We start from the raw sequence: 12,727 nt of genomic DNA on the forward strand, positions 1-12,727 counted from the left end.
ATCAAAAATAGAGCTCCGTATCATTATTAATGTGATTTTCTCTTTAATAAGCATGAAAACCACATGTAAAACTAATGCTGCATTAACTCTTTAAACCAATCCCAAACACCAAAAGAAAAGTTATGGAAAATATCAATACCTAAGGCCGATTTGATTAGATACAAAGCAAAAATGGCCAGTCCTAATATACAAAAATGCCGATAGATATAAGAAAGGTAAGCATTAATAATGCAAAAGGGACTCTTTACGTAACTGTTGTCGATAATCTCGCCCTAGAAGGAAAACAAAAAAATAGCGCTTATTAAAAACAGAAATACTTTTTCTAATATCAACACGATTATTTGAACCTAACCCCGTCGCAATGATCGCGCGTTCAATGGATTCTTTTTGTTCTTCAGAGAGCTCATCAATGACATTTTCATCTAAAGAAGAATAGAAATGCTCAAGTAACTTTTGTTGTCTATGATTGCTCACTTAATACCTTCTTAGTTAATGCTCTTTGGTAAACAGCCATGGTTTGAGTCGCTATTTTTTCCCAGTCGTAATATTCAAGATAGGATGCATAATTGACGTTGCTATATTCATTTTTAGCATGCTGAGCGAGTTGTAGTGTTAATTCTTCGGTATTACCAACAGAAAAATACGTATCTGGAGTTAGTTTTACCTCTAAGTTAGCCGGAATATTACTTACAATTGCAGGTAAAGAATACGACATAGCTTCAAGTAGAGCGATAGGCAAGCCTTCATGATATGACGGCATTACAAACGTTTTTGCTTGAGAGAAAATGGCTTGCAGTTCTTCACCTTTTAAAAGCCAGTAAGAATAACTCCGTCAACATTTTTTGCCTGTTGTTTGAGTTTTTCACTATAAGGCGTAGGGTGATCGGTATCTCCCATAATAACCAATGGAATATTAAGGTTCGCTTGTTGATAAGCGTCAATGAGGTCATGAAACCCTTTCTCTTCTACAAAACGACCTACCGCAACAAAGTAATTTCCTGCAGTGAGTGCAAATTTAGATAGAGTTGAGTCTATTTTTTCTTGTGGCAATTGTGTAGGTAGTTTTACACCATTATAAATAAGGTGAGCATCGTATCGATTGTATTTTTCTTTAATGATGTCATTGATTACTTCTGAAATAACAATAACTTCATTTGCGTAAGTAGCCGCTAACTTTTCACCTAGCTGAAGAATGCGTTTGGCAAACCCTCCCATTTTTGACGGTCATAATCAGGACCATGGTGGGTGAAAACGACTTTTTTTCCTAATAAGCGTAATAAAGGAACAACTAACCCAGGTCCTATTGCGTGTACGTGCACAACTTTAGAACTGTCAAATAATGTGGTTAACGATGCGAGTGTTGAGTGAATTATCGCTTCAAGGGATTTTTTCTTAGGAGCCCAAACGGCTTTGGTTTGAACCCCTTGATATGAGGATATTTTATAGTCCACATAAGGTGAGCGTGCTATTACGCAGATATCATTATCAAATTGACGATGAATTTCAGGATAAAGGTGTTGGCAATGAGTTTCTACGCCACCTAATACATTAGGGATGCCTCTAGTGCCAATGACGGTGATTTTTCTGTCATGTTATTATCCTTTCAATAGTTCTTGATATAGATTTAGTAAATCGTTTTTATGTTTAGTTAGCGTGTACTTACTTAAAAAACGCTCTCTTGCATTTTTTCCCATATCAATGGTTTTTACAGGTTCCTTCACCAGTAGATCCAATTTATCAGCAAGCGCTTGAGCATTACCAGCCTCAAATAAATAGCCGTCAATCCCATCTCTAATTTGTTCTGGTATTCCACCAATTTTTGAACCTATAACCGGTTTCCCATAAGACATGGCTTCTATCACTGACATCGAGCAGTTTTCATAACACTCTGATGGGACAATCACGGCTTTAGCTTCTTTAATTAGCGTTAAAAGCTCTTTACCACTTTTGAAACCAAGTAGCTCTGCTGTGGGGTAATTCTCTTTTAATTGATTAAATTCAGGGCCATCTCCAACGATTTTTAAGCCTGCTTTCTCTGTCATCAATTGATGAGCTTCTGCTAGCGTAGGAACACCTTTCTCTTGACTTAAACGCCCAAGATAAAGGTAGTAACCATTATCTTTTATTCCCTCTAAAGAAACGTTTTCATCAATGCCATTAACGATGACTTCAATGCGGTTATGTGGCAGTTTTTGTTGAATGAATCGTCCTAAAAAGCGACTTGGAGAAACGATAGCATCTAAATATTGATAATTTTTGCTGATTTTTTGATATATCGCTTCTAAAGACAATAAAAGGCTTTTACTTAGAGAGCCTTCTTGGCAGCGATACTTAGTCGCATTCCAAACTGAGCCATGAACACACGCTTCACATGTATGGCCATTGCGGTACATTGTGTAGCTTGGACAAGCTATTTTAGTATCGTGGGCAGTAAGTACTGTTTTACAGCCAAACTGCTTAGCTACTTTAATAATTGATGGTGTGAGCTGATGATAGATATTATGAAAATGCACCAAGTCGGGCTTTTCTTGCTCTAATAGAGCTTGCAACTTTTCACATGCTTGTCGGTTATGAATAAAATTAATGGCTGTAGCTAGTTTGTCTTTTATGGTTTGCTTCTGATAATAATCGACATTTTGAACAAAAAACTCAGAGTATTCAGATTCAATATTTTTCTCATGCTGCATCGAGAACTCAACAATCTTTACTCCTTCAGAAAGGAGCATATCTCGCTCTTGGAAGTAAACCGTTTCTGCGCCACCTTTCATAAAAAAGAATTTATTAACTAATAGAATTTTCATTTTTTACCCTCGTTAATAACGGTATGTGGTGGTGGTGTTTTTGGATCTTTTAAAGGAATAAATAGCCCTTTAATTAAGCCTGCCGCAAAGACTGAAAGATTTAACACGCTTTGAAGAGCATCTCTAATAGAACGATTTTTTATTGTTTTTAATCCGATGAAAGCGAATAAAGGTAAGGAAGTCGCTCCAATTAACATTGGATTAAATGAAAGTAATGAAGCAAATAAAATGAATAAATAGACTGCAAAGATAGCTTCATTCTTAATGGTTTTTAGGGCGTGTGAAAATAAGGGCGTACCAAAAGCGCCTTTCACTAATTCTCCAGGAGCAAAAAGGTAGCCGCCTTTCCAACGATGTTTCATTAATGCTAATGACGACATGGTGTAGGATGTATGGAAAAAATAAGGAACATCAAGACGATGCAATTTATACCCTGCGTGAGTTAAACGCATTCCTAGTTCTGATTCTTCGTAAGCATGAAGGTTACGATTGGTTAAATAGCCAATTTCATCAATGGCCGCTTTTCGATAAAGGCCTCCGCCACCTAAATGTGAGCAATCACCAATAGGATAAATTTGATGAAGGCGCTGTTTGCGAGATTTAAACTCATAACTATCAACATCATCCATTTCGACAGAGCCCGCAACACCTGCATATTGAGTGTTTTCAAGTAAGAAGGATACACCTCGTTCAATAAATCCTGATTCCAATTCCATATCACCATCAAGAAGTAGCAGGAAATCGCCTTCACTATAAAGGTAACCAAGCTGATGCCCGACACCGCAGCAACGATCCTCTGGCTCAGTAAGAGAAACAACCGTTACGTTCATTTTTGTAGCGATATCTTGAGTGTTGTCGGTAGACAAACTATCAGCAACAATAATTTTATGAGGGAATACCCCCATATTTTTTTTGATGCTGGAGATAGTTTTCTCTATGCCTGCTTCTTCATTATAAGTCTTGATAATGACTGAGATAAATGGAAGTTTAGTCATGGTTTTCTGCCGCCGTGATCAGTGATTTTCGGATCACTAGGTTTGAGCCTAATGATAAGTAAAAAAGAAATTGAAGCATGGGAACAAGCATCAATATTTGACTATATGGAAGGCTTAATAAACACCCAATGGCAAATGCATTAAATGCTGGTGGATAGCTCATTAACCTGATGTCTTCTTTGGCTACATCCTTGCGATTAAATAAGGGGTAGGTTTACAGACCTTAAGGATATAAATTGTCATTGAAATGAAAAAAAGCGTACCTATGATGCCTAATTCCCACAAAAGAACACTGAGAGCTGTTGAATCGAGAATGACATTAAAAACCACATTTAAAAAACCGGGAGCTACAGCACTACCGTGGTTGGTGGTATTTAACCCATAACCAAATAGCGTACTTGGTAAACCGAATAAATCGTTATGCTCTAACCAAAAGAAGATAGTGGTCATTCGACCTAGCTCACCTGATGGCATTATGTAGTTGGGATCAAAAATATATTCTAATGAATCAATAAATATATCTAACGGTCCTTTGGTTGGATCGCTACCAAAAGCGGATGAGTAAGAAAGAGAAAGCAATAAGATAGCAATACTCATAAGTAGTAGCATGCCGCTCACAATAGCTAAGATAATTTTAATATCATAACTTTTCATGCCCTTAATATAACTTGGAGCGAGCCATACATAAGCCAGTAGTATAGGGGATAGTAAAATAACAAATTTAATCTCACCTAAAATACAGAGAGTGAACGCGGCACCAATATGTAAAATTGTTGATTTTATTGTTGTTAAACCATGTTTATATTCTGAAAGTTTTAATAGCATTATCAATAAGCAGAATAATCCCATTGCAGCGGTATTTCCTCCCCCATAGGGTCGCCGCCAAAGGTTCCTACGACGGAATCCCACTTTTCAAACTCACCTTCAGATGCAACCCGTTGGGGTAAAATAACAAACACTTGATATAAGACGACGGGAAATTGAGCATAGAAAATCCAATAGAGTGTTTTCGTGACTCGATAGATTTGTGATTCGCGACAAAATCGAAGTAATAAACAAAACAGTATTAATGAGAGTGCAAGTTCATTCTTTAGACCAACGATTGTTATCGTAACTCCGTTTTGTAAGTAAGTACTAACTAATGCAATGCCAAAAAAACCAAGAAAGAGTATCAATATGATCATTTCTTTATGGTCTAAATTCAGGGGAGAATAACGAACTTGTAGTAATAATAACCCCGTCATGGCGAAAGCGAGCAAAAACGGTAACCATAAAACTGCAGAAACACCTGTGAAATATTGTGTCGAACCGCAAAAAACAAGAGTAAATATGGCGTAGATTTGAAGATATAAGCCCGTATTCATTTTCATTATTAAGCATCTTCCTTAGCTAAAAGGTGTGCTCTTTTGTTTACTTTTAAATAAATAAAGGCGTAACGAATAAAGGATAAAACCGCAAATAATAAAACAGAATAAGCGTAATCTTTGTGGAAGTAAGGAAATACAACAAAAGCGAGCACGATTACTAGTAATTGCTCAATTTGAATGCGAAGGAAATATTTTGGTGAACCAAATACCAATTCAATTACTGTTAGAGGACACACTGCCAGTGCCGGTAATAAATAAGGAAGCATATATCGAGAGGTTGGTACCGAGCTTAGCCATTCATCATTAAAGCCTAATTGCATGATTAAAGGATAAAAAATTAATACACCAGCGGTCGCGATTAAACCTAATACCAATAACATTAAGCGAACTTTTTTAAACTCTTGGAAATTGAAAGTGTTATTTCGAAAATCAATGGACCACTTTGAAAAAATAGAGTTTCTAACAGCATTACCAACAATAGTCACTGGAGCCAAACAAAAGCGATTAACAACAGCAAAATAGCCAGCGGTTAATGGAGAAAACCAAAAGTTAATTAATAGTGTAGGTAGATTATTGTTAGCCATAGCAAGTACTTCAGCACTCCCTATCCCTGATAAATGACTTCGGTTTTCTTTAATAAATGCTAAATTATTTGAAAGCGAAAAGTGAGATATTGAAATTTGAGTAAATGAGACTGAATAGGTCAGCCATGCACAGATAAGGAATAATAATCCGGCAGCCCAACAAAAATAGAATGACTCGATATTAGGAGTAAGGAATATAGCGCCGATAACCAATAATGAAACAGAGATTCGTTGGAAGGCTAATAAACGGATATTTTCTACGCGTAGCAATAAGTTTTCAGATACAAGAATCCAAGCATGACAAAGCGTTAGAACATAGAGTATGTATCCATTTTGCTCAAAAAATAGCGTCATGATGTAGCTGTAAGGAAGAGCAATAAGCATGCTCTGAAGTAATGAGAATACGATATTTTGCGATAAAGTATGGTCATTTTGCTTTGGTAACAATAACTGGGATGCAAAAGTACAAATTTGTGCCCCAATTAAAACAATACTGTACACAAGCGCGTAAATGCCGACTTGTGACATATTGTATTTATGAGATATTAGCCAAATTGAAACAGCACCAATGATCTGAGAAATCACTGATGCTCCTGCTATCGTAGTAATACTTTTTAGCAAGCTCATATTATTAACCTAAAATGTCATCATTTTGGTGGATTAATTGCTGCTTGGCTTCTTCTGTTTCTAATTCGTCGTTTTGAACATCAGTAAGTATTACACCCATAATTGGTGTTTGAACTTGTTTAACTTTTTCAATGTTAGTAAGGATATGATTAGCACTTAGTTCACCTGCTTGCACAGTGTAAATGACACCGGATAGATGACGAGCGATTAGTTGAGCATCTTTGCTTTCTGTCATTGCTGGTAAATTAACGATAACTTGTTCAAATTGTTTGCTTAACTCTTTTAGTTGGCTACCTAGCTCTTCTGAAGCTAAGGTGATTAATGGTGTTTCTGTTAATGTGCCACGAGGTAAAAATGTTAAGTTATTTTCAATTTTTATTAGACAATCGTTGATTGGGTGTTTTTGTTCTAATGCCTCTGCTACACCCATTACTGTGGATGTTGGGACTGTTTCGAAATCATCACTATTCTCTGCTTTTTTAGCATCAATCTCGTTTTTTTTCTGCATTAGGATTGCTTCAGTTAACGAAATTTCCTTTCTATAATCTAAATCAATAAGTAAGGTTGAGCGGTCTTGTGAGAATGAATATGCAAGTAGATAGCTATTTAGTTCATTGCTTTCAGTCGATTCAGTCGATGTTAAACCAATGATAGGCCAAGGCTTATCATCTAAAAGAATGGTTGTACGAATAGCATGAACAGTTTCTGCTGAATAACTATTTTTAAAGAAGTTTTTAGTAAATAAAGCCAACTCATCAATATAATCTAGACTGATTAACTCCCCTATACCTTGTAAGCCTAAGCGAGTATTAACTTGGGTTAAGTTATTGATTGATTTGTTTAATGCTGATTTTATGATGATAAATAGAAGACTAAAAATGATCGTCATAGCACAAACCATAATTAGCAATAGTGCTTTATTAGGTTTACTTGGTTTGTGAGGTGGTGTAGCAGCATCAAGTAAACGAGCAACCGGTTCACGATATAAAACGGTTAGTTCTTGTTCTTTGCTGCGTAAAAATATTTTTTCATACAGTTCTTGAGTCTTATCAAGATCTGCTTTCATTGTATTATAAGTATCTTTTTTTGCTGCTAATGCAGTGAAGTCTTTTTTCTGCTCAGCAAGTAAAGCTCTGTATTTGTTCTCTCTCTCAATCGCAGCTTGGTATTCTTTGTATAACCCTGTTTTAAGTTCTTTTAAAAGAGCGGTTGTTTGGAGTTCAATCGCTTTTATTTGAGCGTTAGCTTCTAATATTTGACGGTTTTTAGGACCATACATTTTTTGAAGATCGAATAAGGTGCGTTTTGCTTGAATTAACGCAATTCGAAGATCTTGTAATTGAGCGTGGTTAGAAATACTTGGTAAAGTAGCTACGTCTTCTAGGGGGTAACCGAGAGCTTCGCTTATTGTGTTGTAATTAGCTTTGGCTGTGATCCGTTTTTCTTTTGCGGTTGCAAGTCGATCGTTAACTAACGCTAGTTGTTCTGTTTCAAAGCCATCGACACCTTGATAGGTAAGTAACCCATTATCTGACAAGAATTTATCAATATCGGCTTTTTGTTGTTTAATTTTCTCTTTTAGTTCGCTCATACGAGTGTTATTCCACTGTTGAGCTTGTTGAGTTTTTTCTATTTTTCTTTGTTCTTGCTGCTCGATATAGCTTTCAACGACAGCATTAGCAACTAATGCTGACATATCGGAGTCTTTAGATTCATAAGAAACATGAACTAATTGGCTAAAACGTACTGGAGAGATAGAGAGCTTTTTCTTTATTGCTTTTACTATTGAATAGAGGTGCTCTTCTTCGGATTGAGGGATATTTTCGTCTTTATCCTCGGCTTCGAAGATCGGGCTATTAATAAGATCTAATTTTTTAGCTGCTGCTTCAATAACGGTTTTTGATTGAAGTAACTCGGCTTGAGTTGGGTAATATTCAGCTTGCGTTGCATCAAAATCTTCCACTTGGTCAATTGGAGTGGAGTTATCTGTTTTGGCTTTTAAAACGATAGTTGCCGTTGCTGTATATTGAGGTGTCATTCCGTTAATTAGCGGAAACGCAGCCAATGTTATAGCTAAAACAACGAGTAGCACGCGCAGACGATATTTTTTAAACTCTTTTAAAAAGTTCGAAAAATCGATTGTACTTTCTAGCTTTTTGCCATTTTCAATAATTGATAGTGCCATAATTTAGAAAAAACTCTGTTCAATGATAACTACATCGCCCGGACCTACAGGATAGGTTGGAGCCACATCTTCGATTAACTCATTTGTTGCTGCTGAGCGTACGTTTATAGAATCTCGATCTGATCTGTCTGTGAAGCCACCAGCCATAGCAATAGCTTGCTCAACAGTTAAACCAGGCTGAAATTCGTACCCATTTGGGTTTGCCACTTCACCACTGATAAAGAACTTACGAAATGCTTCAATGCTGACGGTTACCATTGGTTGTAGAATATAGCCGTCAGCTAATCTTGCTTCGATATCTTCTTCAATTTGCGTCGGGGTTCTACCAGATAATTTAATTTCACCAAGGTAAGGGAAATTAACATAGCCTCCACGGTGTATTTTTAGGCGTGTGGTCATTTCTGGCTCTTTGAAAACTGAGATTTGAATAGTGTCTCCGGCACCTAAAATATAACCAAGATCTTCTTTCTGTTGGGATTGTTCAGTTTTTGCTTTTTCTTGTGTATCAGAAGGCGTGTCTTGAGCTTCAGATGCAAATGCATTAGAAACAAAAGATAGAAATAGGCAAAAAGAAATAAATAAGGGTTTCATCTAAATTTGCACCTTAGTTGTAAACATAATAAGTGATTTATCATAGCCTAACGTTTGAGTAACCGTTTCGACTGAATTAATGGTGAAATCATCGAATTCCTTATTGGACTCATTCACAAGTTGTTGGTAGCTCAGTTCAAATTGAATCGAAGGTCTAAATTTATAGGTAATTTTAGCTATAGCTTCTGTTTTTGTTTCAACTTTATCTGAGCTTTTATCTTTATCTGCGCTGGTTTTATAGCGGTAACCCAATGTGGTGGAAAGTCTACTCGACCACCAAAAATGTTCCCAGTTAGTTCCATATTCAGTATTTAGAACATAACCACCAACTTCTGTTGGATCCTCTACTGATTGATCTGTGTAAAAGTGAAAGCTAGAGTGTCTTACTGGGCTCCATTTGATGTCTATATCCCAGTTTAATCCCCCAAAATTCTCTGAGTCAGGGTTGTTGGGGAAATCTTTATAAAGCCAAGCAATATTGGCATCTATTGTTGTTTTTCCTGTTCTGATCGTTTTAATGCCAGCGATAAAAAACGTTTCATTAGTGTCTTTAAGGTTATTAATTTTGTAGTGCCTTAAGTTACTAACGATAGAATAACGAAACCGAGTTCGACTGGATGCTTGATCAAATAGTTCAATAGTGAATGTTGTTTGATCCCACTCTTGATCTTCGATGTATTGGTTAAAGTTATAGATACTTCCAGATGTAAAATTGGAAGTTCTGTCATCATAAGTAAAGTCTTTGTACTGAACTGCAAAGCTTAACTTTCCAATACTATCTTGCTTATCAATACTGTAGCGTAATTCAGTATGAAACATGTTTGTTTCTAAAACATCAGTAATACCATATTTTTGAAACTGTTCAGCTGATAAACCATCAGTTAATCCTTCGCCTCGGTTTTCATGACCAATCGTATTTTCTATGGTGAAAAGTAAATCGTTGTTCAATCCTTTTTTCCAAGCACCAATCAATGCAATGTGGTGGTCATAGTAATCATCGGATGTATTATTTTCTTGGTATTGTCTATAGTCGCCTGTGTATTGCAAGGTATAGACATCTGCATTATGAACCCCTTTTAGTTGCACAAATGGCTTAACATTAAAGAAATCAGATTGTACATGTGGTGTATGGTCTGACTGATAATTTACGTTATCATCATAGCCATAATCTACAGCTACATTACTTTGGTATTCTACGCCTGCCGGGCCGATATGTGGTTTTGGTGTTAAATAAGCATAACAAGAACTGCTTACTAATGAAGTAGTAAGCAGTATAAGTTTGTTGAAAGATATTGGCGTTTTAGTAGGCCGTATCACTCACAAATCCTTTGAAAACAGTTAAGAAAATAATCTTAAGATCCATTGATAAAGACCAGTTTTGTAAGTATTTAATATCATACTCTACACGCTTTTCCATCTTATCTAATGTATCGGTTTCTCCACGGTAGCCATTGATTTGTGCTAGCCCAGTAATACCGGGTTTAATTTTATGTCTTACCATGTAATTGTCGACTAACACGCGGTACTCCTCATTATGTGCAACAGCATGAGGTCGAGGGCCAACAATAGACATACTTCCTTGTAATACATTAATAAACTGTGGGAGTTCATCTAATGATGTTCTGCGGATAAAACTTCCAAAGCGAGTAACCCTAGGATCATTTTTAGTTGCTTGAGTAACTACTTCAGAATTTTCCATTACTTTCATTGAACGGAACTTCCATACTTTAATTTTTTTACCACCTAGGCCATACCTGTCCTGTTTAAATAGAATAGGACCTGGAGAGCTTAATTTCACACCTAAAGCGACAAGACACAGAACTGGTAGAATTAATAATGTGATCAATGAACCGATAACAATATCTTCAATGCGCTTAATGACAGCTCCCAACCCTTCGAATGGTGAACTGAAAATACTAAATGTATGTACATTTCCAATGCGCTTTATTTGCGAAACACTTAACTTATAAGTATAGAGATCTGGAACAATGTAAGCATTCACCGTCGAGTTTGATAATTGGTGAATGATGTCTTTTATACGATCTTTAGCCACCATAGGCAGTGCAATATACACACTTTGAATTTCGTCATTTTTTACTTTTTCAATCAGTTCTGACACTTTACCGGCATAACCACTTTTATTTACATAACTAAAGCGACTGCTTGAACGGTCATCATAAAATTCAATACTAACTTTTTGATTCTTATATTTTGAAATTAACGCTTGCTCAATTGAAAGACCTGCTGGGGTTAAACCAATAATCGCGATCTTATTTATCTTTAATCTCGGTATGACAATAAAGGTGTAGCTTAAGGTGCAAATTGTTCGAGAAAGAGAGAGAGCACCCCAAACACAAATATACCAAAGAAGGGATATATGAGAGTTTAGGTTGCTGATCTTCATGCCTTCTAAATTTGCAAGGCGAAGCTTTAATATAAAAAATACTGATACTGTAAGGAGTAAAGAGAAAGTTAGTCTTAAAAGATATTTCTTTAACTCAACTTTTGTATTGATGGTGTACAGACCTGAGTATTCACTAAGCAGTAAAAAAATAGTAGAAAATAAAAGGCCAGCAGAGAGATCGACTGCTGTTTCCTCAAGTCCGTGAACAGATAGGATAAAGGTCAGCAATAAGTTAATTGCTATAAAGTCAAATGCCTTTGTTAAGGTACGATAACTATCACTTATCATTTTTATATTTTGTTGTTTCATATCGCTCCTGGGCATTAGGGGGAGTAATCACCATTATAAATGATGAATAAACTTTTAAAGTTAGCTTTTCGTCAAAAAAATGGCATCATATATTTTGATAGTTGGGAGCGCAATCTCATCTTTTGCGAACTTGATGAATTTTCTAATAAATTGAACGTTAAATTGTGAGAAATTACTCTCTAATTTTTATTACTATAGTATGCTTTCTCCGTTTAGGGGTATCAGATTTCACAACGAACGTGTTAGACTGATGACTACTGTATATATAACCGGGTGAAAACCGTTTTCCCCCTTAATAATCTGGAGCAAACTATGGCCAGCCGTGGTGTTAATAAAGTTATCCTTGTTGGTAACTTAGGGCAAGATCCTGAAATCCGTTACATGCCAAGTGGCGGTGCGGTAGCGAATATTACAATTGCAACGTCTGAAACTTGGCGTGACAAGGCAACTGGTGAGCAACGTGAAAAAACAGAATGGCACCGTGTTGCTCTGTTTGGCAAATTAGCAGAAGTTGCTGGTGAGTACTTACGTAAAGGCTCTCAAGTTTACGTTGAAGGTCAATTACAAACACGTAAATGGCAAGACCAGAATGGTCAAGACCGTTTTACAACAGAAGTAGTTGTTCAGGGCTTTAACGGTGTAATGCAAATGCTTGGTGGTCGCGGACAAGGTGCTCCAGCTGGCGGTCAACAACAGCAAGGTAATTGGGGCCAGCCTCAACAACCGGCACAGCAGAATAATTTTGCGCCTCAACAACAGCAGGCTCCTCAACAACAAGCTCCACAAGCTGCTCAACCTCAATACAATGAGCCGCCAATGGATTTTGATGATGACATCCCGTTCTAATAATTGGACGTGTGTTAA

The 12,727-nt window shown here is 36.5% G+C and carries 9 protein-coding genes and 2 pseudogenes; 1 reads left to right on the forward strand and 10 read right to left on the reverse strand.

Going from position 1 to position 12,727, the window contains the following annotated elements:
- Positions 1–222: 222 nt before the first annotated feature.
- From AAFX60_001710 to AAFX60_001755, 10 genes and pseudogenes are all read right to left on the reverse strand, one after another.
- Positions 223–474 (reverse strand): hypothetical protein, encoded by a 252-nt coding sequence (locus tag AAFX60_001710; GenBank protein XDF77954.1) that lies wholly within the window; start codon positions 472–474, stop codon positions 223–225.
- A pseudogene (locus AAFX60_001715) lies at positions 461–1,580 on the reverse strand (glycosyltransferase family 4 protein). The gene AAFX60_001710 and the pseudogene AAFX60_001715 overlap by 14 nt, the downstream one beginning before the upstream one ends.
- Before the next feature lie 15 nt (positions 1,581–1,595).
- Complete coding sequence (locus AAFX60_001720; protein XDF77955.1) at positions 1,596–2,801, reverse strand: glycosyltransferase family 4 protein; 1,206 nt, start codon at positions 2,799–2,801, stop codon at positions 1,596–1,598.
- Positions 2,798–3,796: a glycosyltransferase gene (locus tag AAFX60_001725; protein XDF77956.1), complete on the reverse strand. Its 999-nt coding sequence runs from the start codon at positions 3,794–3,796 to the stop codon at positions 2,798–2,800. Before AAFX60_001725 ends, AAFX60_001720 begins: the two co-directional genes overlap by 4 nt.
- Positions 3,789–5,166 (reverse strand): annotated as a pseudogene (locus tag AAFX60_001730) (capsular biosynthesis protein). Before AAFX60_001730 ends, AAFX60_001725 begins: the two are co-directional and overlap by 8 nt.
- A gap of 2 nt (positions 5,167–5,168) precedes the next feature.
- The gene (locus AAFX60_001735; GenBank protein XDF77957.1) at positions 5,169–6,374 is read right to left on the reverse strand and encodes a capsular biosynthesis protein; all 1,206 of its coding nucleotides are present in this window, start codon (positions 6,372–6,374) and stop codon (positions 5,169–5,171) included.
- A 4-nt stretch (positions 6,375–6,378) separates the two neighbouring features.
- Complete coding sequence (locus tag AAFX60_001740) at positions 6,379–8,559, reverse strand: polysaccharide biosynthesis tyrosine autokinase (GenBank protein XDF77958.1); 2,181 nt, start codon at positions 8,557–8,559, stop codon at positions 6,379–6,381.
- Between the two features lie 3 nt (positions 8,560–8,562).
- The gene (locus tag AAFX60_001745) at positions 8,563–9,150 is read right to left on the reverse strand and encodes a polysaccharide biosynthesis/export family protein (GenBank protein XDF77959.1); all 588 of its coding nucleotides are present in this window, start codon (positions 9,148–9,150) and stop codon (positions 8,563–8,565) included.
- Entirely contained in the window at positions 9,151–10,467 is a 1,317-nt protein-coding gene (locus tag AAFX60_001750; protein ID XDF77960.1) for an outer membrane beta-barrel protein, read from the reverse strand. It lies immediately after the preceding gene.
- The gene (locus AAFX60_001755) at positions 10,451–11,863 is read right to left on the reverse strand and encodes an undecaprenyl-phosphate glucose phosphotransferase (protein XDF77961.1); all 1,413 of its coding nucleotides are present in this window, start codon (positions 11,861–11,863) and stop codon (positions 10,451–10,453) included. Before AAFX60_001755 ends, AAFX60_001750 begins: the two co-directional genes overlap by 17 nt.
- A 312-nt stretch (positions 11,864–12,175) precedes the next feature.
- Here AAFX60_001755 and AAFX60_001760 point away from each other — a divergent pair, with 312 nt between their 5' ends.
- Complete coding sequence (locus AAFX60_001760; GenBank protein ID XDF77962.1) at positions 12,176–12,709, forward strand: single-stranded DNA-binding protein; 534 nt, start codon at positions 12,176–12,178, stop codon at positions 12,707–12,709.
- The last annotated feature ends 18 nt before the right edge of the window (positions 12,710–12,727 follow it).

The sequence above is a fragment of the Aliivibrio fischeri genome (genome assembly GCA_038993745.2).
In the GTDB taxonomy this organism is placed as follows: Bacteria; Pseudomonadota; Gammaproteobacteria; order Enterobacterales; family Vibrionaceae; genus Aliivibrio; species Aliivibrio fischeri_B.